This window comes from Flavobacterium sp. OHVDL-2026-0007 (genome assembly GCF_059882335.1).
Map to the genome: position 1 here is coordinate 612126 of NZ_CM187612.1, position 26151 is coordinate 638276.

General features: G+C 33.8%; 21 protein-coding genes and 1 pseudogene. 16 read left to right on the top strand and 6 right to left on the bottom strand.

Annotated features, from left to right (window positions below):
* Window position 1 precedes the first annotated feature (1 nt).
* The 3 genes from AC51AA_RS02455 (at window position 2) to AC51AA_RS02465 (ending at window position 4286) form a co-directional block, all read left to right on the top strand.
* Window positions 2–1354 (top strand): DUF4876 domain-containing protein, encoded by a 1353-nt coding sequence (locus AC51AA_RS02455; RefSeq protein WP_500704163.1) that lies wholly within the window; start codon window positions 2–4, stop codon window positions 1352–1354.
* Between the two features lie 66 nt (window positions 1355–1420).
* The gene (locus AC51AA_RS02460; protein ID WP_500704164.1) at window positions 1421–2980 is read left to right on the top strand and encodes a DUF6850 family outer membrane beta-barrel protein; all 1560 of its coding nucleotides are present in this window, start codon (window positions 1421–1423) and stop codon (window positions 2978–2980) included.
* 73 nt (window positions 2981–3053) lie between these two features.
* The gene (locus tag AC51AA_RS02465) at window positions 3054–4286 is read left to right on the top strand and encodes a cytochrome-c peroxidase (protein WP_500704165.1); all 1233 of its coding nucleotides are present in this window, start codon (window positions 3054–3056) and stop codon (window positions 4284–4286) included.
* A 46-nt stretch (window positions 4287–4332) separates the two neighbouring features.
* On the opposite strand, the gene AC51AA_RS02470 is transcribed toward AC51AA_RS02465, so the two are convergent.
* Entirely contained in the window at window positions 4333–5136 is an 804-nt protein-coding gene (locus tag AC51AA_RS02470) for a siderophore-interacting protein (protein ID WP_500704166.1), read from the bottom strand.
* A 514-nt stretch (window positions 5137–5650) separates the two neighbouring features.
* On the opposite strand from AC51AA_RS02470, the gene AC51AA_RS02475 reads away from it, so the two are divergent.
* The 3 genes from AC51AA_RS02475 to AC51AA_RS02485 all read left to right on the top strand — a co-directional run bounded on the left by AC51AA_RS02475 (window position 5651) and on the right by AC51AA_RS02485 (window position 8138).
* The gene (locus tag AC51AA_RS02475) at window positions 5651–6088 is read left to right on the top strand and encodes a MarR family winged helix-turn-helix transcriptional regulator (RefSeq protein WP_500704167.1); all 438 of its coding nucleotides are present in this window, start codon (window positions 5651–5653) and stop codon (window positions 6086–6088) included.
* Window positions 6089–6092: 4 nt separating this feature from the next.
* Window positions 6093–6584 (top strand): DUF2798 domain-containing protein, encoded by a 492-nt coding sequence (locus AC51AA_RS02480; RefSeq protein WP_500704168.1) that lies wholly within the window; start codon window positions 6093–6095, stop codon window positions 6582–6584.
* Between the two features lie 144 nt (window positions 6585–6728).
* Entirely contained in the window at window positions 6729–8138 is a 1410-nt protein-coding gene (locus AC51AA_RS02485) for an MFS transporter (RefSeq protein WP_500704169.1), read from the top strand.
* Between the two features lie 533 nt (window positions 8139–8671).
* Here AC51AA_RS02485 and AC51AA_RS02490 read toward each other — a convergent pair.
* From AC51AA_RS02490 to AC51AA_RS02500, 3 genes are all read right to left on the bottom strand, one after another.
* A complete protein-coding gene (locus AC51AA_RS02490) occupies window positions 8672–10006 on the bottom strand; it encodes a metal-dependent hydrolase family protein (protein WP_500704170.1) in 1335 nt (444 codons plus the stop codon).
* A gap of 392 nt (window positions 10007–10398) precedes the next feature.
* Entirely contained in the window at window positions 10399–11340 is a 942-nt protein-coding gene (locus tag AC51AA_RS02495) for an alpha/beta hydrolase (protein WP_500704171.1), read from the bottom strand.
* Window positions 11341–11343: 3 nt separating this feature from the next.
* Window positions 11344–11973, bottom strand: a complete 630-nt coding sequence (locus tag AC51AA_RS02500) for a nitroreductase family protein (protein WP_500704172.1) — start codon at window positions 11971–11973, stop codon at window positions 11344–11346.
* Window positions 11974–12240: 267 nt separating this feature from the next.
* On the opposite strand from AC51AA_RS02500, the gene AC51AA_RS02505 reads away from it, so the two are divergent.
* From AC51AA_RS02505 to AC51AA_RS02535, 7 genes are all read left to right on the top strand, one after another.
* Window positions 12241–13293, top strand: a complete 1053-nt coding sequence (locus AC51AA_RS02505) for a DUF1852 domain-containing protein (protein ID WP_500704173.1) — start codon at window positions 12241–12243, stop codon at window positions 13291–13293.
* 30 nt (window positions 13294–13323) lie between these two features.
* Complete coding sequence (locus AC51AA_RS02510) at window positions 13324–14355, top strand: methionine synthase (protein ID WP_500704174.1); 1032 nt, start codon at window positions 13324–13326, stop codon at window positions 14353–14355.
* A gap of 166 nt (window positions 14356–14521) precedes the next feature.
* Entirely contained in the window at window positions 14522–15514 is a 993-nt protein-coding gene (locus AC51AA_RS02515) for a bile acid:sodium symporter family protein (protein WP_500704175.1), read from the top strand.
* A gap of 229 nt (window positions 15515–15743) precedes the next feature.
* The gene (locus tag AC51AA_RS02520; protein WP_095929232.1) at window positions 15744–16196 is read left to right on the top strand and encodes an Lrp/AsnC family transcriptional regulator; all 453 of its coding nucleotides are present in this window, start codon (window positions 15744–15746) and stop codon (window positions 16194–16196) included.
* A gap of 904 nt (window positions 16197–17100) precedes the next feature.
* Window positions 17101–18120, top strand: a complete 1020-nt coding sequence (locus AC51AA_RS02525) for a PDDEXK nuclease domain-containing protein (RefSeq protein WP_500704176.1) — start codon at window positions 17101–17103, stop codon at window positions 18118–18120.
* A gap of 184 nt (window positions 18121–18304) precedes the next feature.
* Complete coding sequence (locus AC51AA_RS02530; RefSeq protein ID WP_500704177.1) at window positions 18305–18970, top strand: IS6 family transposase; 666 nt, start codon at window positions 18305–18307, stop codon at window positions 18968–18970.
* An 825-nt stretch (window positions 18971–19795) separates the two neighbouring features.
* Window positions 19796–20524, top strand: coding sequence for a hypothetical protein (locus tag AC51AA_RS02535; RefSeq protein WP_500704178.1), 729 nt, complete (start codon window positions 19796–19798; stop codon window positions 20522–20524).
* Between the two features lie 214 nt (window positions 20525–20738).
* Here the strand turns inward: AC51AA_RS02535 and AC51AA_RS02540 are convergent, their stop codons facing one another.
* Window positions 20739–21074: a hypothetical protein gene (locus AC51AA_RS02540; protein WP_500704179.1), complete on the bottom strand. Its 336-nt coding sequence runs from the start codon at window positions 21072–21074 to the stop codon at window positions 20739–20741.
* 307 nt (window positions 21075–21381) lie between these two features.
* Here AC51AA_RS02540 and AC51AA_RS02545 point away from each other — a divergent pair, with 307 nt between their 5' ends.
* Window positions 21382–22920, top strand: coding sequence for a TlpA family protein disulfide reductase (locus tag AC51AA_RS02545; RefSeq protein WP_500704180.1), 1539 nt, complete (start codon window positions 21382–21384; stop codon window positions 22918–22920).
* Window positions 22921–23316: 396 nt separating this feature from the next.
* Window positions 23317–23745 carry a hypothetical protein gene (locus tag AC51AA_RS02550; protein ID WP_500704181.1) on the top strand — a complete coding sequence of 143 codons (429 nt, stop codon included), beginning with the start codon at window positions 23317–23319 and terminating at the stop codon, window positions 23743–23745.
* Between the two features lie 468 nt (window positions 23746–24213).
* Here the strand turns inward: AC51AA_RS02550 and AC51AA_RS02555 are convergent, their stop codons facing one another.
* Window positions 24214–25170, bottom strand: coding sequence for a hypothetical protein (locus tag AC51AA_RS02555; protein WP_500704182.1), 957 nt, complete (start codon window positions 25168–25170; stop codon window positions 24214–24216).
* A 229-nt stretch (window positions 25171–25399) separates the two neighbouring features.
* Between AC51AA_RS02555 and AC51AA_RS02560 the strand changes: the two are divergent.
* Window positions 25400–26077: pseudogene (locus AC51AA_RS02560) on the top strand (IS6 family transposase).
* The last annotated feature ends 74 nt before the right edge of the window (window positions 26078–26151 follow it).

Genomic DNA, 26151 nt, shown 5'->3' on the forward strand with positions numbered 1-26151 from the left:
TATGAAAAATGTAATACTCTTGTTTGTTATTGCAACTACGCTTTTCTCCTGTACGATCAATGATGATTTTGGTAGTGGTACAAATTTGCAGCCTGTTTCTTTTACGGTAAATTTAAAATACGATAGTGATCAGTACAATGGTTTAGTGGTTGCTGAAGGAAGCGTTGTTTTAACCAATACCAACACAGGAGATAGCTATACTGCAATTTCAGATGTTTCAGGAATTGCCAGTTTTGCCAATATTCTTCCCGGTACGTATAATGTAACTGCTACTAAATCGCTGACAAGGAGTGAGTTTTTGAACTTATTTCAGTTTGCACCAACAACAGCCACAGTATTATTTAACGGGTCACAGGAAAAAGTAATTGTTAATGCTAATATTAGCTCAACAAATCTAGAGTTAAAGTCTGCAAGAATAGGAGACCTGGTCATAAAGCAAATCTATTATTCCGGTTCACACGCTTCACAAGGTGCTGTTTTTAGGGATCAATTTATTGAAATCTACAACAATTCCAATGAAGTCATTTATGCTGATGGATTGTATATCGGACAGCTTTATGGTAAAATCAATACAACAGTAAGCTCTTATACATTAGCAAATGGACAATATGATTGGAGCAAATCAATTGGAATGACTTCCGGATCAGATGCCAATACTAAGAATGTTTATGCTGATTATGTAATGAAAATACCAGGTTTAGGAACTCAATATCCAATTAAGCCTGGAGAGAGTATTGTTATTGCACAAACAGCCATAAATCACCAATCACCTTTGGTTGATAATACAGGAATTCCTTTGAGTGTTAAAAATCCTGAGCTGACACTAGATTTAAGTACTGCTGATTTTGAAGTGTATTTAGGAGATTATCTCTTGTCAAGAGGTAAAGATGTTTTTCGATATGATATTCAGAATCCTGCTGTTAAAGATATGGAAATTGCCTATTGGGGACGCGCCGGATATGAGAGCGGTAACCAGGATTTTTTAATAGATAATCCGGGAAGAGACAGTTTTGTTATTTTCCGTGCTGACGATTTTGATAAATTTTTAGATTATTCAGATCCTTCGATTACAGTAATAGACAGTAAAACGAAATTTTTTGTTCAAATTCCGACAAAGGATATTATAGATGGTGTTGATTTACAGCATTTCAGTCTGAGTACGCAGAGGCCAAAAATGTTGCCATCGGAAATAGATGCTTCTTTTACGAATTGTGATGCTTCGTATAATTCTCAATCTGTGATTAGAAAAACAAAAAGTACGGTCAACGGGCGTATCATTTTAGAAGATACCAATAACTCGGCTGCTGATTTTGTAAAATTGGCAAAGGCAAATCCAAAGGGTTTTGCCAACTAAATTATTAATGTAGAAATTAAATAACAGTGTGTTATTTTTATTTTCAAACCATTTAGAATCTTAAAAATGATTTCAAAAAAAAGTTTACTATTTTTTCTACTACTAGTAAGTTTCGCTGTTCAGGCGCAGCTTACAGATAGTTTATTGGTAAAGCAAAACTCATTCTACAGCGATATTCAAGTTCGATTATTTGAAACACCGTTATTTTTTACTTCCGAGAATTTAAGCGATTTTACGCAGACTCAAATTGATTTTGAGCAAAAAGCAATGCCTTTTAAACGTGTACAAACTGCTGACAAATCAACACAATATACTTTTTCAACTCAAGGGATTTTCAATATAAAAGCCCGACTAAGACTCTTTGGGGATTTTACATTTAATCAAAAGACGGAAGATGGACTTGGATATAATCTCACCACTGAACGCACTGAGAATCAAAATGTACTTTCACCTAATTATTTTTTTGCTCCCAAAAAAGGAAACTGGGAAATTCAAAATTATTCTTTAAACGGAGGATTGTCTTATCAATTAGAGAATAATATGCTCTTGGGCGCAACGGTTTTTTATACCAACAGTAAAAATTATCGAAAGATAGATCCTCGTCCACAAATTGCACTGAGTAACTATGGCGGAGAACTTCATGGAGGATATGTTTACCAGAATCATCGTGTTTTTGGCTCTGTGGGAATGTCCAAAAAAACAGAAACTACTGATATTACTTATGTAGATGCTACTCAAAATGCACCGGCATATCCGGATACCTTTACGACTTTTTCTTCAGGGTACGGGCGGGTTGTTTTTAACTCCTCTTACAATAAATATATCTTTAATACCATCGATAAAAATTTTGGTTTAGGCTATCAATATCAAAATGATAGAAACAGTCTGAGTCTGGCTTACAAATTCAATAAATCGATGCAGGATTTTTATGGAAAAGATGCCAACGGCAATATTTATATAGAGAAGGATTTGATTCAGTACCGTTACCGTTATTATTCCAATACGGCAAAACTGAATTTTTACCACGATGGAGAATCAAAAGATTACAAATTGCAATTGGAATACAGTTCTGGCCAGGGAGATAATTTTTCAGTGGCTGAAAATGGACAAAACTTTCGAATGAATCTGGATCGTTTACAATTCAACAGCGGGATTATTAAAAAAGAAAACGATCGTGTGCTTTATAATTTTGAACTCAATGCTGCTTATTCGAAACAAAAGTATGTTGATCTATTAGGCAGTACCCATAAAAAGCTGAATACTTTAGAGCTTCAAGGAGTGTTCAATAAAGATATTTTCGCTAATGAAAACAATAAATTAAATCTTGAGTTTGGTATTGTCTATTACATACCGCTTGATGAAGAACTAATCTATGAACCCATTTCGTCGAATACTTCATTTGCTGATAATGTGATCATTCCGGATCATGCTTATGACAGTACTTCAAAATTACAATCGAACTTAGTTGCCAATTATTATATCAAACTGCCTAAGAAAAAAACACTTCAGCTATTTTTGAATTGTAAGACCTTAACGGCATTAGATACAAAATATCTGCAGTATTCACCTGAATTGAATACTAAAGCCAGTACTTATTTTAATGGCGGTATTTCAATAAATTATTAAGTTTTATAGTCAATCAAAGGGGAATAAATAATATTTTTGTATTCCACTTGATCTAATAGTCAATAGTACCACAATGAAAAAAATTCCTGCTCTAATCCTTCTTTTATTACTAAGTATAACATTTGTTTCTTTAAGAAATTATAATCCGGACAATGGAGCCTATTATTCTATATCCGAATTAAAAAAATTATACAGCAGTGGTGATCACAGCAAATGGCCTAAGGCTACCCTTGATAGTTCAGTGGTAGATTTTGAAGATATTGGCGTGCTTCCAGAAGTGACATTTCCGGCTAATAATCCTTATACAAAGGCCAAGAGAGAGTTGGGTAAAATGCTCTTTTTTGATCCAAGACTCTCTGGTTCACAACAAATTTCCTGTGCTTCCTGTCATGATCCTGAATTAGGCTGGGGAGATGGAAAACGTGTTTCTAATGGGCATGATCGAACAGCAGGTACCCGAAATTCGAAGCCTATTATCAATGTGGCTTTTTCTAAAATGCTTTTCTGGGACGGACGCGCTGCAACTTTAGAAGAGCAGGCAAAATTTCCTATTGCCGATGTTAAAGAAATGAACAATCACATGGATATTGCGGTGAAGAATATTCAAAAAATAGAAGGATATAAAAAGTTTTTTAATAGTGCTTACGGGGATGAAAAGGTAACAGAGGAAAAAATTCTCCAAGCAATTGCAACTTTTGAGCGTACGGTAGTAAGTCGAAAAAGCCGTTTCGATAAATTTATCGAAGGCGATACTACGCAGCTTTCTGATAAAGAGATTAATGGATTGCATTTGTTTAGAACAAAAGCAAGGTGTATTAATTGTCATAATTCTTCTTATTTTTCAGACAATCAATTTCATAATGCAGGATTGACGTATTACAAAAGAAAATATGAAGATTTGGGCAGGTACAATATTACGCAAAACCTAGCAGATGTTGGAAGTTTTAAAACGCCTTCATTAAGAGAAATTGTGCATACTGGCCCCTATATGCACAACGGTTTATTTCCGCAGCTAAGAGGTGTTTTAAATCTATACAATGCCGGAATGCCTAATCTTAAACCAAAAGGTGATCAGGTTAACGACAAATTATTTCCGGTAACATCGCCTTTATTGAAAAAACTAAATTTGAATGAAGAAGAATTGCAAGATTTAGAAGCTTTTCTAAAAAGTATAAGTCCAGGAATTTACCGAGAACCGGCCCCTGAAGAATTTCCTAAAAGGAAAGAAAAAAAGGAGGTTAAAAGTAAAAATAGTTCCGTTGCTATAAAAGCCCCTATCGAATCTGTGGATGAAAAATCGATATAATTTAGAAAGAAGATAAGAGCTTGTTTTGTTGTAGTTCAAATATTATTTATTTGGCTTGCCCTCTTCTTGCTTCTGAAGATGCGTCTTCGGCTTGTCCGTATTTCCAATAAGAATAGGTTTGCCATTGGTTTCTGGGTAAGTCATTATCATTTCTGAGTTTTTCCTGAATTGCGCCTGCAACTTGATATTCAGCCGCTGCGAAAATAAATTTGCTTCCAGAAGGAAAATCTTCGGTTTTAAAAGAACTCGCGAGTTCTGAGGTTTTACCAGGGTGGCTATTGAATTTCCATACAATTTCAACTTTTTCAGGTTTCTTTAAATCAAGTACGTCCTCTGAACTAAAAACTTCAATAATTGCTTTTCCTTTGGCATCAGAAGGTAAAGATTCCAATATTACACTAATAACAGGAAGGGCAGTATGATCACCTATAAGTAAATACCAGTCTGACACCACAAATAAAGGCTTTGTTTTTACTTTCATAAAAACGCCAAGTTCATCTCCGCTTTGAGCATTACCTGCCCATTTTGAAGCGGGTCCGCTGTCTCCATGTGATACAAAATCAACAGTCATTAAATTTTGTTTGATATCAAGATCACGAACGGTATAAGTACGGGTTAATCCGCGGTTTTCTGCATTTCGAATCCCAGGTTCAGGCAAAAGAATCGCTTGTTCTTTATTCTGTGGTATTAAAATTTTATTATTGTCACCAACTCGTGCATCAGAAAAAACAGCCATATCTTCACCTTCAAGAATAATTCGGATATAGTTTGGGGTTAAAAATGTTTTTGTCTTCACTTTTAAGACTCCCTGCATCATCTTAGGCTTTTCATTATTTTTGTTTTCAAGCATAATTATTTGATTTTATGTTTATTAATTCAATATTGTATTATTAGGACTGTAATACTCGTACTTTTAGTTTGAAGTAGATTTAAACAGCAATTTACGCTTTATTTGAAGTGTTAAATGAACTAATCTACCAAAATGAGTTTACAACTGATATATAGAGATTTTCAATCGATTAGTTTTCTATTAAAGTGGCATTTAGTGTTTTCGACCAAAAAACTACGGTGTGGGTAATCCGGTGTGTTTTCTAGAAAAAACGCAAAACAATTATCCGGTCTGCGTTTGTTATTAAATAGAAGGTAGTGAGCCTAATAAATAGCTCCATTCCTTTAGATTGGCATATATACTTAGAGCAGTGTAGAAACTATTGTTTGTTGTTATAATTAAAATTTTCAGCAGACTCATCAGCTCTTTGATTTAGAAGGGTTTAAGTTTAGTTATACAAAATAAGCAATAAAAATCCAGATATTTGCAAACTATAGTTATATTTGTAACCGTTATAATTATAACTAAATTAAAAATGGAAAGAAAAATAGCTGTTGAACTCAATAGCACAGATCTTATAAAATATGCCTTGTTTAAAGATTATTCATTGCCAGAAGAATTAGCATTTCTGAATCTTACCCAGGAAAGAATTTTAATGACCGTAAAAAAATCTGTTAATGTGTCAATGGTGTCTATTTCCAGAGCTATAGGTTTGGAGAAAGGGCCATTTTCTCAAACCGTTGATAAACTGGAAGAACTTGGATTGTTAGAAAGAGTAAGATCTTCTTCTGATAAAAGAATAGTTTGTTTGTTTTTGACAAAAAAAGGAGAGTTGCTTGCTGAAAAAGTAGAAGAGAGTATGGAGAATCATTTTTCTGACAATATAAAGACACTTTCCGATAAAGAACTAAACGATTTATACCAGTCACTGGATACCTTAAAAAAAATTGCTGAAACTTTAATATCTAAATAAGAATATGAATAAAATGCCAATTAACAAAACGGAACACTTAGTATATACATTTTTAATGGTTGTATTTATGGCCAGTGTAATGACAACTTACAATGTAATATTGCATAATGGTTTTACATTGGAAAGTTTAAAAATTGCCTGGTTAATGTTTCCTTTTACTTTTGTTACCGCTTTTTTATGTGAATGGTTTCTGGTTGGCAGGCTGGCGATGACGCTTGCGGATAAAATCTTAAAAGAAGAGGATTTACTGCTTAAAAAAATACTAATAACAGCTTTTTGTTTTGTTACAGGGATGGTTGTATTGATGTCATTTTTCGGTCCCTTACTTGCAAACGGCTTGTCATCAAATTTAGTTGAAATATGGATAAAATCGATTCCTGTTAACTTTGCAATGGCTTTTCCTCTTCAGGTAATTATTGCTGGTCCTTTGGTAGGGTTTGTATTTAGGAAATTTTTTCCAATAGGTACAATAGTTGTTCCTGGTGAAGATGCCTAATTAGGGTATTAAAAAATGTATTTTTTGAATTAAAAGCGTTACATATAGGGATCTTGATATACTAACTTAGTCTTCAAAGAAAGTTAAGAAATAAACTCTAATTTTAACCAACGCGAGAACTGCTTGCGGCTATAAAAAATTAGTATGAATACAACGACCTTAAAGCAAAATGATGAGAAGACTAAAAAAGTTCTGCCTATTATTTTAGCTACTTCTATTTTTATGCAAATGCTCGATTCAACCATCTTGAATACGTCATTAACTTCTATAGCTAAGGATTTAAATGAATCGCCTCTGGATATGCAGAATGCAATTATTAGCTATGTTCTGACTCTGGCACTTTTTATGCCGGTCAGTGGTTTTTTATCGGATAAATTTGGTACGAAAAAAGTTTTTATTTTCGCTTTATTTCTCTTTAGCGTTGGATCTATATTTTGTTCGCTTTCTGAAAATTTAACGCATTTGATTTTTGCCCGTATCGTTCAGGGTATAGGAGGAAGTTTAATGACACCAGTTGGGAAGCTGGCGCTCATTAGAACGTTTCCCAAAAAAGAATTGTTAAAGGCTATGAATTTTGCGATTATTCCCGCTTTAATTGGGCCTGTCTTAGGCCCTTTGGTTGGGGGATATATGGTCGATTATTTATCCTGGCACTGGATTTTTTTAATCAATATTCCATTTGGTATTATTGGTATTATTTTAAGTCTGAAATTTATGCCCGATTATAGGTCTAAAATAATCGATTTTGACTTAAAAGGTTTTCTCATTTTTGCATCAGCTTCATTGCTATTGTCTATTTCGTTGGAGCTATTTGGCAGTAGCATTCGTATCTCACCCGTTTTAATGCTATTAATGGGCGGTTTTTTGATGTTTTATTGGTATTATCGACATGCAGCAAAAGACAACAATCCAATTTTTCCTTTGAATTTATTTCAGGTACGGACCTTTCGAGTCGGTATAGTGGGCAATTTAGTTACCCGTTTGGGGTTTAGTTCTATCCCTTTGTTATTGCCAATGATGATTCAGATTGCTTATGGACAGTCGGCGGTTACCTCGGGATGGATTATTGCGCCTATGGCTCTGACAGCCATGTTCGGAAAATCGGCAGTGATTAAAATTTTAAACACATATGGATATCGAAAAACGTTAATGTTAAATACTTTTATAATAGGTGTTTTAATTTGCTTTTTGGCTATTCCATCAATTCATACATCAATTTATTGGTATGTGCCAATCATATCAGCATTAGGTTTTTTTAACTCTATACAGTTTACTTCTATGAACTCGATTTCTATTGCTGATTTAAGATCATATCATACCAGCAGTGGTAATTCTTTGGTTTCTGTTAATCAGCAGTTGGCTATTGGTTTTGGTATTGCTTTTGGACTCTTGATACTTAAAATTTTTCAAGGTGATGTAAAACTTATTCATAACGAAATTCATAATGCTTTTAGGTATACCTTTTTGGTTGTAGGGTTTTTAACTATTTTGTCGGGATTGGTTTTTAGAAGGCTGCATTTTAAAGACGGTGATAATTTAAAATCAAGTAATTAATGAAAATGGGAGTAGATTACAAGATGATGAAAGAAGACTACAATGGACGAATTAGAAACATGGAAAGAGAATTTTCGTTGGTTGTTAATGAAAAGGATAGTTTGAAGGACTACTAGTTAAGGGCATTGACAACCTTATTTAGCTTAATGAAACTTATGTAGATAGGGATTTATCAGATAAAAGGAGTCTGATTGGTTTAGTTTATCCTGAAAATTTCACGATTCGAGAAAATAAAATACAAACCACTACAGTAAACAAAATCGACTGCCTTTATTTGTTTGATTAATAGTGAGTTGAAGTGTAAAAAAAAACGGGACAAAAGATGATTTATATCTTTTGTCCCGTAAAGTGAAAATATGGGACAAATTTCACATCATTTTATGGAGGATTTAAAGAAATTGACTTACTAGATTTAGTGTCTGTCTTTCATTGGCTTTATGAATTTGGTTTGGATGTCCTGCTGGGGATTGATGGATTTTTTTTTAGTCTATTTCAAAACCAATCTTTAGTCTTTTAGTAATCGATTGTAAAAACTATTTGATAAGTAAATTTTTATAAATAACTCCGTCTTTTATAATCAGTAGTAAAGTTTTGTCATAGTCTTCTAGTATATTCAAATTAATAAGCGGATTACCGTCTACCAATAAAACATCGGCATAAGCACCTTCTTCTATAACACCCAGCTTTTTGGGATAGGGATTACGTGGGCCACTCATGGCCAGCAATTCCGCATTTGTAGAGGTAGCCATTTTTAATATTTCATAAGGGGTATAGAAGCGCAATAACTTTACAAGATCACCTGCTCTTTTTACCGAATGTTCAGGCTCGAAAAGGCAATCGGTTCCAAATGCAGTTTTAATGTTATATTTTTTTGCAAAATTATAGGCTTTCTCAGTACCGCTCATCATAGTTTGCTGTTTTATGCGGTTAGGTGAACCATCAGCATAAAGGCTCTTACCTTCGTCGATAAAAGGCTGCAGACTTAGCCATGCTTTTTTTTCGGACAGCATTTTTGCTGTTTCATCATCAATAAGCTGGGCATGATCTATACAGCGCACCCCGGCGCGTAATGCAGTTTGTATGGCTCTTGGCGTGTAAGCGTGTACGGTAACATAGGTACCCCAGTTTTCAGCTGCATCAACAGCAGCCTTCATTTCTGCTTCTGTAAACTGAGAGACATCCAAAGGGTCATACGTTGAAGAAACACCACCGCCGGCGGCCAGTTTTATTTGTGTAGCACCAAGGCGCAACTGCTCACGTACACGTTTCAATACCTGATCTGCTCCATCAGCGATTATGCCAAAATTGTAACGTTCAGTAAAGTCAAGGCTTGCCGTCATATCTTTTGGAACAGCGTTTGGACTAAGGAAGTCGCCGTGGCCTCCGGTTTGGGAAATCATCGCACCGGAGGGATAAATACGCGGACCTATAATCAAACCCCTGTCTATTGCTTTTTGCAGGCCGACTGCTGGACCGGCAAGGTCCCTGAAAGTAGTAAAACCCTGCATCAGGTCTTTTTCCGCGGACTTCATAGCAATGGCAGTAATGTATTGTATATCGCTATTCATGAGTTCTGCGACGCTCATGGATTCCATCATGATATGGGTATGGGCATCAATAAGGCCCGGCATCAAAAATTTTCCTTTACCATCGATAATGGTTGTATTTGTACTTTTATCGGTTGGGATTGGCGCCGTGGAAATTTTGCTGATCAGATTATTGACAATCAAAATATTGCCAGTAATTGTTTTCTGGTCTTTGCCGTTAAAAATCTGGGTGTTGTTGATAAGGATTGTTTTTTGAGCGGTTGCATAAAATGAACTCAGAAGAATTGCAATTGTCACTAATTTTAATTTTGTAGTGGTCATATTTATGGTGGTTTGTTAAAATTAAAAAGTACTAATATAGTAAATATTTTATTACATTTTTGAATTGCTCTGGGAGTTTTCTGCTTGAAGAATGTACAAAAGCTAATCTATTATTTAATAAATTTTTTAACGAAAAATGGCGCCAATTGAAGACAATTGACGCCATTTGGCTGTAGTGACGAATAAGTGACAAATTACGCATCATTTTATGAAGGATTTAAAGAAATTGACTTCCTACAGGTAGACGCTGTCTTTATATGTCTGCAGTATTTTGGTTTGGATGTCCTGTTGGGGATTGCTATGTTTTTCGGCATATGACAATGAGCGGATGAAAATTTTTTCTATTCAAAATTTATTGATCTGAGAGTAATTAAAAAAATATAACCATAGTTCTATTTAATCCATTTTTCGATTGTTTCAATAAATTCTTTTTGCTGGTCTACAAATAAGTAATGTGAACAATTGTTAATAATTTTGAAGTTTTGACTTTTGACTATTTTCCTCAAATCACTTATTTGCTTGCTTGAAAATATGTTGTCTTGTTGACCGTAGATTGCAAATAATCTTACATTACCCTTTTCCAATTCTTTTAAAATCGTTTTTGTATCAATATTGTTTTTGGCTTCATTTTTATAGAACAAAATTGGCGCTTGTTGATTTCTAATGTTATTTTTATAAAATTTACTTTCCTCGTAATGTCTACGTAGTTTCTCCGCTTCAATTGTCGGAAAAGGCATTTTGAAAAAGTTATTTAGACTTGCTATTTCAAAGCATTGTTTTCTATATTCGGCGGAATTTTTATTTGAATTTTCTATTTCGTAGATTTTTGAAAACATCAAAGTGTCTTTTTTTTCTTGAGAAATAATTTTGGTTGATTTCAGAATGTGGTCATACGTTTCTTGTTGAGAAATCAATGCTCCTGCGAGTATTAAAGCATTTACTTTTTCGGGGTTTTGTTCTGTGTAAAGTGTCCCAATTAGGCCTCCAAAACTATGTGCAATCAGATTTGCTTTTTTTATTTTATACTTCTGAAAAATTTGGTTTAAGTCTTTAATTGCTTCTTGATAAGTGAAAGTTGCAGTTGTATCGATTGATCGACCTTCTCCACGTCTATCATAAACGATGACATAAAATCCTTTTTCTGCTAATTTTTGAGCAGTTGTTTCTTCAAAAAGTGTTGAATTTCCACTCGGTCCACCATGGATGAAGATAACTGAAGGATTTTTACTTTGTCCATATGATTTTGAGTAAATGCTTTTTGTTTGACCACATATTGAAAGTGATGTTAGGAAAGAAAATAGAAGTAAATATATTTTTATCTTAATAATTAACATATATTAATAAACTTTCGTTATCATTTCATCTATAGGCAAACGAACTTTTTTCGTAGCTGCCATATAGTCTTTTTCTGAATCACGATATCCTAAAGCGAGGATAACTACGGAATGCAGCCCTTTCTCTTTCAAACCCAAAACCTCATCGATAATGGAAGCACTAAAACCTTCTATAGGAGTGGCGTCTACTTTTAATTCTGCTGCAGCAATAAGTGCAGTTCCTAGTGCAATATAAGCCTGTTTGGCCGCCCAAAGTGCTTTTTGATCAGCATCAATAGCAGTAAAATAGGCACGCAATCCATTTCCAAATCCTGATAAGGCACCAGCATCAAGACCTCTTTGTTTTTCTGTCATTGCCATGTAATCGTCAATGTAACGCGAAGTCATGTCAGTGAATGCAGCAAAAACCAACAAATGAGAGCAAGAGCTAATCTGTCCATTATACGAATCAGCACCTAATTTCTTTTGGATTTCTGGATTGCTTACAACAAAAACGCGGTAAGATTGCAGACCACAGGAAGATGCTGAAAGATTTATAGCCTCTAAGATCTGATCGACCTTGTCTTCTGTTACTTTAATGTTATTGTAAGCTTTTGTGGCGTAGCGCCATTTTAAATTTTCTATCAAATTCATTACTATGTCTATCTTAAATTTTGGCAAAGATAAATTATATTGTTTTCTTTTTCGAGTTTTTGAAGTGCTCTAGGTAACTCCAAATCAATCATCTTAGTTCACTAAAGAATATTTATCTGTTTTCCTTCATTATTATATTTGTTTAAGGATTAATATTCTTTAAAAATATTTCTTAAAAGAATATTTATCTGATTTTAAGTGTAAATAAAAATATTTAATCTTTTATTTTTAAATTTGCAGGGTAAAAAAACTAAATATTATCATCAGATGAAAGCGAACATACAAGAAGATAGGGGAATAAACGAAAAGCAGGATATTGAAAACACCCAAAATACAATCCACAATGATTTTGCATTCACACTAAAGAGCACTTGTTTAGATGAAAACTATCACCCCTCAAGTCAAACGCGTATGACAACCAATTTTGCAAACTTGGCTAGAGGAGCTAATCGCCAACAAAATTTACGTAATGCCTTAAATATGATTAACAATCGATTCAATGCATTGGCTCATTTGGATAATCCAAAAGCTGATCGTTACCTTGTAGAACTTGAAATCATCACAGTAACGATGAGTATTGATGATAAGAATGGTATTAACAATCTGCCGTTGATTGAAGTTTTAAAAACGAATATTTTTGACCACAAGACTAGCCAGCGTATCGAAGGTATCGCCGGAAATAATTTTTCTTCTTATGTTCGTGATTATGATTTCAGTATTTTATTGATCGAGCACAATAAAAATAAATCCAATTTTTGTATTCCTGAAAATTTTGGTGATTTGCACGGAAAACTTTATAAATGCTTTGTGAGTTCAGCCACTTATAAAGAGCACTTTAAGATGTCACCAATCATTTGTCTAAGTGTATCGAGCAACAAAACTTATACTCGCACTGAATATCAGCATCCGGTTCTGGGTTTTGAGTATCTGCAGGATCAGTATTCTATCACTGATGAATATTTCTCTAAAATGGGCTTAAAAGTTCGTTTTTTCATGCCTGCGAATAGTGTGGCACCGATGGCTTTTTATCATTCCGGAGATCTACTTGCTGATTATACTGATCTTGGACTAATCAGCTCAATCAGCACGATGGAGACTTTCCAGAAGATTTATCGCCCTGAAATTTACAATGCAAATTCAGTGGCTGGAAAAATCTATCAACCTGCTCTTAAACACGAAGATTATTCGCTGACTCGCGTGGTTTACGACCGCGAAGAGCGCGGCCGACTGGCTGTTGAACAGGGTAAATATGCAGAAGAGCATTTCATTAAGCCTTACAAAAGTCTCCTAGAACAATGGTCTGCTAATTTTACCCTTTAATTGATTACAACGCATTAAAATTATACTATTATGAAGAAATTATTATTACCCACCTCTATTGTTGGAAGTTTACCCAAACCTGCCTGGCTTGCACCACCCGAAAAACTTTGGTCACCATGGAAATTAGAAGGCGATCAGCTACTTGAAGGGAAACAAGATGCGTTGCGCATTTCTCTGCAGGAACAGCAATTGGCAGATCTAGATATCATTTGTGACGGTGAGCAGACACGCCAGCATTTTGTAACGACTTTTATCGAGCATTTAAGCGGTGTAGATTTTGAAAATCGTAAAACAGTGAAAATCCGTAACCGTTATGATGCGAGTGTTCCAGTGGTTGTAGGTGAGGTTACACGTCAAAAAGCAGTTTTTGTTGAAGATGCTAAATTTTTACGTAAACAGACTAACAAGCCTATAAAATGGGCATTGCCAGGCCCACTGACAATGGTTGATACCTTGTACGACGACCATTATAAAAGCCGGGAAAAATTGGCGTGGGAATTTGCGAAAGCACTCAATGAAGAAGCAAGAGAACTTCAAGACGCGGGGGTAGATATTATCCAGTTTGATGAACCTGCATTTAATGTGTTCTTTGATGAAGTAAACGATTGGGGAATGGCAGCATTAGAAAGAGCCATTGAAGGTTTACACTGTCAAACTGCGGTTCATATTTGCTATGGTTATGGAATACAGGCAAATACTGATTGGAAAAAGACATTAGGTTCAGAGTGGCGACAATATGAAGAAATTTTCCCGAAAATTCAAAAATCTAAAATTGATGTGGTGTCTTTAGAATGTCACAACTCCAATGTGCCTTTAAATTTAATGGAACTTGTTCGCGGTAAAAAAGTAATGGTAGGTGCCATTGATGTGGCAACCAACACTATAGAAACACCAGAAGAAGTAGCTAATACCCTGCGTAAAGCCCTTGAGTTTGTAGATGCCGAAAATCTTTACCCTTCTACAAACTGCGGTATGGCCCCGCTATCTCGAAACGTAGCTAGAGGCAAGTTAAGTGCTTTAAGCGCAGGAGCAGAAATTATACGTAAAGAACTTGGGATTTAGTCTCAATGTATTAATTAGAATATGGTTTCCTTGTTTGAAGCCTGCTATCCGTAGAATTAAACAGAACGACTCTGCGGACAGACTAATGAATCTAGAGAATCCACGTTTATCTGCGTAAGATATTTTTGTAATCTTGACTCTACGGAGGAATAATATTTAAAACACATTGAAGAAATTATTAGAAGTATTTAAAAAAGCAGGTTTCGACGGTTTCCTGTTAATGATAGCCACCATGATTCTGATGGCTTATTTTTTACCAAAGCCAGGCATGGTCAAAGAACCTGTTTCGCTGGAGGAGATTGCCAATGCAGGCGTTTCCTTGATTTTCTTGTTTTATGGCATGCGACTGAGTGTTGAGAAACTAAAAGCAGGACTTTTCAATTGGAAAATGCACATTGTCGTCCAGTTGACAACCTTTTTATTTTTTCCGCTCATTGTTTTGGCATTTCGCCCGTTGTTTGTCAATAACGGCTTCGAGCTGCTTTGGCTGGGTGTATTTTTTCTGGCAGCTTTACCGTCTACAGTATCCTCTTCTGTGGTCATGGTTTCCATCGCCAAGGGAAACATTCCCGCAGCCATTTTCAATGCGAGTATTTCCAGTTTGATCGGAGTAGTGGTTACGCCGCTCTGGGTTGGGCTGTTTATAGCTTCTGTAACAGGTGATTTTGATGTCACTCAAATCGGCTTAAAGTTGATTCTACAAGTCTTGCTGCCTGTCATCATTGGCATAAGCCTCAATTCCCGTTTCGGGGCCATTGCCGAAAAATACAAGAAACAGCTCAAATATTTTGATCAGACAGTTATTCTAACGATTATTTACACGTCGTTTTGCAAGTCATTTTCCGAACATCTTTTTGAAGGGTTCACCGCCCTTGAACTTGCTGGACTCGCTGCAGGGATGATGGCGTTGTTTTTTGCCGTATTCTTTTGTGTCGGACTACTCAGCCGCTTGCTTGGCTTTTCAGATGAAGATCGTATTACTGTCTTATTTTGCGGGTCTAAAAAGTCATTGGTGCACGGCACCGTCATGTCAAAAGTACTTTTTCAGCACAGTACCATTACCGGCATCGTATTGCTGCCGCTCATGCTTTATCATGCCTTGCAATTGATTGCCGCTAGTATCATCGCTCAGGGTATGGCTCGACGAAAAGAAGTATAATTTTATTTATGACGTGGCCCTTTATCTTTTTTCGATAAAGGGCACCAAGGATAACGCTCCCTGAAATAAAATAATGCCTTTTAGATTTTTATACTTTGAAAATAAACTTTTCAGCATGTTATGTTTTTAATTTCTGTAAAATAAGATTTTTGTGTTGTTTTTGGTTATATTTGAAGAATTTTATTCTGTTTTTTGGAGTAAATTAAACCTGTTTAAAGTAAAATATTCTATGGAACAAATAGACGATATTGATCTTCAGTTATTAAATATACTACACGATAATTCTAAATACACTGTAAAAGAGCTTGCTAAAATGGTAAATCTTTCAGCATCGCCTGTTTTTGAGCGGATTAAAAGATTAGAGAACAGCGGTTACATTAAGAAATATATAGCCTTGTTGGATGCAGAAAAACTAAACAGAGGGTTTATTGTTTTCTGTAATATTAAACTTAAACAGCACGATCGTAATATCGGGAATCAGTTTGTTAGTGATATTATGAAAATAGAAGAAGTTGTAGAATGTTATAATATCTCAGGTGATTACGATTTTTTAATGAAAGTTTCTGCCAAAGATATGAAGCATTATCAGGATTTTGTGTTTAATAAATTGGGATCAGTGGAAAGTATAGGCAGTACCCAAAGTACCTTTGTTATGTCGGAGATAAAAAATCTGTACGGATAGTTCCGCGACGGCTTATTTATTTGAAATTCGCCATAGCTTTTGTGACAGCAAATGTATTAAGTCGATTTTGGAATTATTTTATATTTAATATCAAAAAACTGCAATAAACCAAAAGAGAAAAAAAAATCTATATCCTTAACGGGACTTCGAATCATCGTTCAGCTTCGATTAAATATTTAATGAAGCCACTTTTAGATTGTTTATTTCAAACAGTCTAAGGATTTCTTATGAAAAATTCGAACCATGAAATGTTAGCTTGTAAAGGCTTGAAAAATCTACATATTAGTGCATAAAAAAAGAGACAACTATATAATAGTTGTCTCCTTAAGTGACCATAAAGAACAAATTACGCACCATTTTATGGAGGATTTAAAGAGATTGGCTTCTTGGAAGTAGAGGCTGTCTTTCTATGTCTTTACTATTTTGGTTTGGATGTCCCGTTGGGGATCGATATGAAATTGTCTCAAATTTTTAAATTTGTTTGATGTGTTTGATATATCCGAACCTAAATTCGTCAGGCCTTGATTTTGTTATATTTCAGTTTTTCATAATCATCATGTGCTACGATTTTGACACAGAACTTAAATTAGTTTTTTTCCTATAATCTACCTGGTAATTTCCATAGTCAGTTAACCACAATATTTAATTAACGCATTATCATATGCGAGCACTTACTGATCAATTGTATTTATTGTCATATTTCTAATTGTGTCTGCATTGCGGACCCAATTAGAAATGTTTTTTTATTATCACTATCTGTAAATAGATTCGATTAAATATATTTTATCATTACTTAAAGTTGCTTTTTATTATTTTTGTCTTTAGCGGATATTTAATGGAATTATTATTTATAAAGACTAAACTTTAAAAAAAAGATAATTTAGTTTGATTATAATGGCATACTATGGAGAAAAATAATAATATAACAATTATTGAAACTGATTTACTTAACGAGCTATCTCAACTTGTTGAGCAAACTCAGCAAAAAGTTATCGTTCAAAATAATAGTACTTTAACATTGCTTTTTTGGGAAATTGGTTTCCGAATTAATGAAACGATACTTCAAAACAAACGTGCAGAATACGGAAAACAAATTGTGCCGACAGTGTCGGCACAATTGGAAAACAAATACGGAAGAAACTTCGAAGAAAAAAATCTTCGGAGAATGATGCAATTTGCAGATCAATTTACAGACAAGGAAATTGTCGTGACACTGTCACGACAATTAAGCTGGTCCCACTTTTTAGCTATAATACCTATCAAAAATACAGAAGCCAAATTATTCTATGCAAACCAGGTGTGCGATCAATTAATGAGTGTTAGAGATTTACGCAAGCAAATAGCAACAAAAGCTTTCGAACGTACCACGATAGCAAACATTCAAACAACCCCATCATCCGATAATTTACAATACACATTTAAAGATCCATATTTATTAGATTTTCTAAATTTAGGAAATGCTTATTTAGAAAAAGACTTAGAGCAGGCGATATTGGATGAATTAGAAAAATTCATTCTTGAATTAGGAAAGGGATTTACTTTTGTAGAACGTCAAAAAAGAATGATTATAGATGGTGAAGATTTTAATTTAGATTTACTTTTTTACCATCGAAAGCTAAAACGGTTAGTAGCCATAGAATTAAAATTAGGAAAGTTTCAAGCTAAACATAAAGGACAAATGGAGTTGTATTTACGGTGGCTAGATAAATACGAAAAACAAGATGGAGAAAAGACACCAATTGGGTTAATTCTTTGTGCAGAAAGTAGTCGTGAACAAATAGAACTGCTTGAAATGCATAAAGATGGCATAATGGTTGCTGAATATTGGACAGATCTACCTCCTAAAAAACAGTTTGAAGAAAAAATACATTCGTTGTTAGCTGAGGCTAAAGAAAGAATAGAAAGGAAATATCTGTCAGAATGAAAAATTAAATTTATCTCAATTGTGTCCGCAGTGTGGACACAATTGAGATAAAAAAAGGGACTATATAACTTTCCTGACTCAAAATTCAGTTTACTGATGATTATTTAATTTTTTAGTTAAAGAATTTTGGTTCTGTCGCATCTGGAATACCTTTTTAACTTTGGTTATTTAAAACTAACAAAAAATGAATACGAAAGGTTATTGCTATCCAAAGTCTATCATTCTGCAGGCAGTATATTTTAAGCTTAGGTTTACTTTAAGTTATCGAGATGTTGCAGAAATAATGAAGATTAGGGGCGTGATTCTGGATCATGCTACGATCCAACGGTGGGTTTATAGATTTACGCCTTTCATTGAATCAGAGATGAAGAAGAGAAAGGTCAAAGTGGGGGCAAGCTGGAGATTGGATGAAACCTATATCAAGGTAAAAGGTATTTGGTGTTATTTGTACAGGGCAGTAGATAAATTAGGTAATACGGTTGACTTTCTTTTGACTAAAAAAAGACAGAGAATGAGCGCTCAGTCTTTTCTAATTAAAGCAATTGGTAATAACTACAAACCAAGAGTAATAAACATTGATAAAAGCGGTTCTAATACCGCAGCGATCAAAGTATATAACAAACGTTCATTTTCAAAGATTGAGATCCGACAGTGTAAATATCTCAATAATATTATTGGACAGGATCATCGTTTTATCAAGTGGCGAATACAAAATGGATTAGGCTTTAAAAGCTTTGAATCGGCAAGACGAACATTGGGTGGAATTGAAGTTGTGAATATGTTGAGAAAGAATCAGATGATTGAACCAGGGATAACTATGTTTAAATCATTCTGTAAATTGGCAGGCTAACTTTTAAATTACTTAAATTCTTATATTTGATTTTGATAGATGCGACAGAACCAAAGAGAAAAAAATCCTATATCCTTAACGGGATTTCGAACCATCGTTCAGCTTCGATTAAATCTTTGATAGCGCCACTTTAAGACTGTTTATTTCAAACAGACTGAGAATTTCTTGTGAAAAAATCGAACCACAAATATTATTATGCTGTGAAGGCTTGAAAAATCTACACATTAAGGAATAAAAAAAGAGACAACTATTTGATAGTTGTCTCCTTAAGTGACGAAAAAGGGACAAATTACGCATCATTTTATGGAGGATTTAAAGAAATTGACTTACTACAGATAGTGGCTGTCTTTGAATGTCTTAAGGAATTTGGTTTGGATGTCCTGTTGGGGATTGAAGTAAAAATCTAATTAATTTTATTTATAATTTTGCAATGCAAAATATAATTGGATAATTTAAAATTTATTTAAAGTATAGAAACATTAGCTAATAAGCTTTAAGTCATAATCATTTTTAATATATAATATGATTTGAGTTTCTACCGTTTATAAAGTTCTTAAACAGGACACTATGAAAACTATTAGCTTTACCCGTTAAGAATTATATGATCTGGTTTGGAAAAAAAATCTGGGGCAGATCAACTCCTTATATGGTCTCTCAAGTTACGGTGTTCGACAGGCTTGTGCCACACTTAAAGTTCCACTGCCTCATGCGAGTTATTGGATACAGCTCAAACATGGCTATAGTTGGGTTGCAAAACTCTCAGAGCCTTATCAGGGGCCTGAATCAGTGGAGATTCTTAAGAAGAAATACGAAACGAACATACCTTTGCCCATTGCTTCACCAATAGTTTTACTAACAAAAGAAATTGAAAAGGATTCCAATGCGCCGCTGAAGGTTCCCGACAAGCTCATTAAACCTCACAGGCTTATAAAGATTACTAAAGACAGTTGGGATAAACGTAAAAAAAATAAAAACTACAAAGAGCAGGATCCTGATGTACTTTTTTTAAATGTGGACGACGCGCATATGTCAAGAGCATTACGCTTTATGGATGCACTGATAAAATTACTTCAATATAGAGGACATGATTTTATTAAGAACCGGTATGGGGATACAGTGGCAGTGGTCGATGGGATTGAAATCGAATTATATCTCAGGGAAGCCACCAAACGCATACCAGCCAAAGATCGCTACAGTAGTTCGGAGCTGGTGCGCACGGGCGCTTTTATTTTTCAGATAGGAAAATATTCCGAGCAGAAGGAGTGGAAAGACGGAGCGACTGTATTGGAAGAACTGCTTGCCAGAATTGTGGCTAAGCTGGAGCTCATTGCCAAGAAGAAAAAACAATGGAAGGAAGATTACCTTATTAGCCAGATTGAGCGTGAAAAGCAAGAAGCCGTTAAGAGGGCTATTGTCGAACGAAAGCAAAAAGAGGTTAGGGACTTCAAGGCGCTGCTTGAAGGGGCTGGGCGATTTGATGAAGTGACCAAACTCCGAAATTACGTAAACGCAGTTCAAGAAAGTGCAGATCCTTTAAATGAGCAGCTCCAGTAATGGATCAGCTGGGCTAGTGCAAAGATCAACTGGATGGATCCGTTGATGGGTAGCCCTGATGAAATTTTTACTCAGGAGGATCTTGAGCACTATAGAAAATGGTAAATGGCGCTTATAACGCGAAAATAGATGCAAACTGTTTTAGTAATTTTGCATCACTTTCTATTTTTATTGATATAATTCAATGCTTCTTTTTTAATATCATTATTTGTTTTTATCCTATTTGAAAATATCCATTGGTTTGTTTCAGACTTCTTAAAATAGAGTCTTCTACCGTTTTTAAAATGTGGAATATCGTTAGAGAAGTCATTTTATAAATAGATGATCTACTCATTTTTAAATATGTTGAAAGTTCTTTAATATCCATTGCATGGTCTTCTTCCACAATTGGCTCAATTGTATTGAGTTTTGCAATGGCTTTTTCAATTCCATTTAGTTTTTCTAAAATTAGTTCAAAAGGATTTACCATTTTTAAAAGAAAAATCGAACAAATAAAAGTGGCTGCAAAGAGACTTTGTATGATGAATGGATATTCCGCTACAAAGTCCATTTGTATAGCTTAATTTTTCGTGCTTTTTTATGTTACTTATTCACTCTCTGTACTTTGAAGTTGTTTTGATGAAGATAACTGCCTATTTATTGTTAAATTATTATTAAACTGACGGAACATATGGAGTAAACATGAACATATTGAGTGTTTTATGTGTATATTCGTTCAAAAAAAATAAAGACATAAAAAAGGCTGAAATTTAATTATTCAACCTATTGTACTACTTAATTTTTTACATCTTCTATTAATATTATTTAACAGCTTTATTTGAACACTTTATAAAAAAAAACGAAACACTTTAATAATCATGAAAGACAGTAAAACTCAGGTTTCTTCGTTGTCAGGGCAATTCTTTGTCATTCTTTTTTCTCTATGCCTTTCTTTTTCAGTCTTTGCACAGAAAGTCACAATTAAGGGATTCTTTGAAAAGGTACCAGATGGCGCCTATATCTTTCTGCCAAACAAAAATTTTGATAGCAAAGAAGAAAATTGTGCTTTTCCAATTCCTATAGATTCAAAAGGAAATTTTAATCTTAAAATTGACATTTCGGATCCTCAAATAGCCGCTCTTGCCTATTACATTGAAAGTACGAGGACCTTTATGTCATGCGATTTATTCTTATCACCTGGAGATGATTTTCGTATTGTAATTGATTCATCACTAAAAGTCGAAAATGTTAAAATTACGGGTACACATCAAGAGAATAATCAGCTGCTAAATTCTTTGTCACGGTTTGATCAGGGAAAATTTAAAGGAGATACTCTTCCAGATAGGGTTTATAAAGAAATTGAAGGCATTGTATTGTATAATAAAAGTGTTCTAGATAAATATATTAAAACACACAAGCCTTCAAAGGAATTTATAAAAACATGGCATATTAATCTGGATTATTTAGCTCCTGAAGCTTTCTACTTCTTTGAACAAAACAATAAATACAGTAATCAAGAGGCTTATGCCCGTAATTTGGATAAATGGAAAGAACGTCGCGAGCAATTATTTTCCAAAATTAAAATAAGTAACGATCAAGCTATGAACGCTCCATTTTATCTGCAATTTGTTTATGATATTCTGGGACGTAAGAAGGAAGAACTTTGGAAAGAGGCTTCAGGAACTAATCAAGAGGTCTTTTTTAAAGAATGGTATAATGCTTCAGTGGAAGAAGGTGGTAAGCTTTTGCGTGATGATATGACCAATATATTGACCGAGAAAATTATCCAAAAATATTATACAGGGAAATCTGCTGAATATGCCTATGCGGTCTTTTTTACAAAATCTCTTCATGATGAAAACAATAAAAATTTACCACAAATTTTCGAGAATTTCAAAAAGCAGTTTCCTAATAGCAAATATATTGTTCAATTTGAACCCGTAATTAATAAGATCATTGAAAACAATAAAAAAACGCTGAATAATAAAATGCTTTTTGTCGACAAAGGGAGTCAGTTAAAAACCTTTGAAGAAGTTATCAGCCAGTTTAAAGGGAAAACTGTTTTGATTGATATGTGGGGAACTTGGTGTGCACCTTGTCGACAACAAATCACTGAGCACAGCCAAGCTTTGCATGAGTATTTCAAAGGTAAGGACATGCAATTCCTATATGTAGCCAATCATGATAGCCATAATTCTGAAAACTGGAAAAAGTTCATAGCATATGAAAGTTTGGAAGGGTTCCACATTCTTGCCAATGAAGCCTTGACTCAAGATATTATGACTAAAGCCAAAGGGGAGGGGTTTCCAACATATATAGTGCTAAATAAAGACGGCAGTTACGAACTTTCGAAAGCAGGATATCCTATGAATAGGGAAGTACTGATACAGCAGTTGGAATCCGCAATTGCCAAGTAAAACTTTAAACTTATAAGATTTGTAAAAAGTAGATAATGTCACACAATTTTTTCGGATATGTATAAAAAAGTAAAATCGAGTACCTATTTGCTTTCATAATTTGATAAGACAAATTGTGCACCAAGTACTAGGGGGATTAAATCGGCAACAATCCTCCGGAATTTCCCACAGTAATCTTTGACAATTTGCAAGATCTTGTACCTAAAATGGGGTCAAGTACAGAAGGAAAAATAAATGCGATTGTTGCAACTTTAGACAAGTATAAATCGGGAATATCTATCTTAAAAAAAGAATCAGGTGATGGTTCATATGTAAAAATAGCAATTAAGCAAACCACAATAAATGGAATTACAAATTATCAACTAATTAATTGTCCATGACTATAAATAATTTACAATGAAAAAAATAATTAGATTTTTAATGCTATTTTTAATAGCAACATTTCTCTATAGTTGTAAGGGAGTGCCAATGGTACAAACGACAAGAGAGATGAAAGAATTAAAAGTTAATGAATCAAAATTTGTAAATAAACCACTTAAATATTTGCTTAAAGAAATAGGTCCTCAAATAAAAACCGGTATAGGACAAAATGAGGATCAATTCTTTTTTAGTTTTAGATTTACCACTTTAGAACAACAAAAACTAAAGCAAGGAAGTTTAGATGATAGAGTATCTCTATATGTTTATGTAAAGGAACGTATTGACTGGCAATGGGAAAAAAGACCTAAAGGAATTGAAAGCGTTTGGACAAAAGAAGATGTCAAAAAATATGGGGATCTTATTGTAGTTAGAATAAAAATAATTAAAAAAAATAATATTCAATAGGCATTAGATTAACATGATCATTAAGATTGTACTAAGAAAACAGAAACAAGCTACAACCCCAAAAAAGTTGTAGTTTGTTTTATACAAAATGGCTAACAGGTTCTGGTGGTTAACCTTTGAATAAATTTGAAGGTGATACGCTTTTGTAAGAGAAAATGGAAAGTCAAATACTAGCGTTTTTGGTATTGGGTTTTCTATTTTTGTTGGTTTTTCCTGAAAATAGTTAGCTATTGTTTTTAATTTTTGGCTTAACCTAAATGTGAACAATAACCCTAATTCTAATAGAAGCTACATCATACCCATACTGATATTGGCAGAAGTTTTTTTCAACATCTAACTTTTCTATTTCATCAACTCCAAAATTTTACATTCCGTGAATAATGAAAATGGTTATAATTCAACATTCTTCTTTGATATTCAATAATTCCAAACCAACTATCTCTTGTAGTAACTCTTTGGGATGTTTTTTTATTTATCAATTGTTTCCATAATCCAATTTAAACAAACTTCGGAATCCATAATTGACCAAGAATGTGGGTTTTTTGAACCGTCTAATCTAATTCCTTTTCCTTGACTAACTATTACTTTTGCATTTTCATTCCCCATTATTTTTAATTGGTTTATCATTGAGATTATGTCAATGCCATTCCAGTCATTTAAATCACGATGTCTTTGATTTATTAGCCAGTCAGTGTCCAAATCGGTAAACATTAAAAGAGGCATTTTTTTTAAGTATTTTGCATTTCCACCATCTTTTGCTCCAAAGGAATAAATAGAATGTTCTATGTACTTTTTAGGAAATTTTTCTGGTGAACCACCATAAATACTGTCACAATTATTTTTAATCCATTTTGCTTCATCTACTGCTGGTTGATAAATATTTCTTTCTATTTCTCTTTCACAATATTTATAAAATCTTGCTTGGTCTAAAGGAGCATCTAATGCAAAAACACCTTTAGGGATTAGAAAAAAAATCTCAGGATTTTTAATTGCTCTTTCAGCATAAGTTAAAGAAATCATTGCACCGCTGGAAAGTCCACCGATTATAAATTTTTCTTTTGATACTTTATGCTTTTCAACAATTTCATTGAAAATTTTATCTAACAATTTGAATTCTGCTTCTCGATTATCTGTTCCCCAATTTATTGATGGAACAATTACCATAATTCCTTTTTCAACTGCTGTTTTTTGAAGAGTTATTTGTTTTAATGTATTTTCAACAAGTTCTCCACCAGAAGGAATAATGACTAAAACTCCTTTAATGTTAATTTTTGGAAGATATTTATAATAAAATAGTTCTGTAGAGTTTTCATCATTAATGTACAATTCGGAAATATCAGTTTTTGAAACAGATATTTTCTCAAATTCTTGTGCTTTACAAGACAAAAAATTAAAAATTAAGGCAAAAATTAGTATGTTTTTCATTTTTCGGGTTTTTCGGTCAAAATATCGCACAACTTATTTTTTGGAGCTATACAATGACTCAAATAACATCATTTTTAACTGACTTTATGCCATAAGTTAGTATTTATTTCAGATAAATATAGGAAATATCTTTATTAATTTATACTGTTGTAAAGATAAAATATACTAATTATTTATATAACATATTTTCGGTTCTGTCACATCTAAAACTAAGTTTTATCTTTTTTAAATTCTTAAACTCATCAATACGAAAGGTCATTTCTATGTAAAATCTATTATACTGCAGGCAGTATATTTTAAGCTTAGGTTTACATTAAGCTATCGGGATGTTGATGAGATCATGAAAATGCGAGGAGTACTTGTGGATCATGCCATGATCCAACGCTGGGTTTATAAGTTTACACCTTTGTTTTATTCAGAGATGAAAAAGAGAAAAGGCAGAGTAGGGAAGAGTTGGAGAATGGATGAGACGTATATCAAAGTAAAAGGTATTTGTTGTTATTTATATCGAGTGGTAGATAAATTAGGTCATACAGTAGATTTTCTTTTGACCAGAAAAAGAAAGAGAATGAGCGCTCAGTCTTTTCTAATTAAAGCAATTAGTAACAACTGCAGGCCAAGAGTAATAAAGATTGATAAAAGCAGTTCTAATACGGCAGCGATCAAAGTTTATAACAAGTGTTGGTTCTCAAAGATTAAAATCCGACAGTGTAAATATCTCAACAATATTGTAGAACAGGATCATCGTTTTATCAAGTAGCGAATACAAAACGGATTAGGTTTTAAAAGCTTTGAATCGGCAAGATGAACATTGAGCGGAATTGAAGTTGTTCATATGTTGAGAAAGAATCAGATGATTGGACCAGGGATAACTATGTTTAAATCATTCTGCAAATTGGCGGGCTAACTTTTAAATTACTTAAATTCTTATATTTGATTCTGACAGATGCGACAGAACTAAATATTAACTTAATAAAAAAT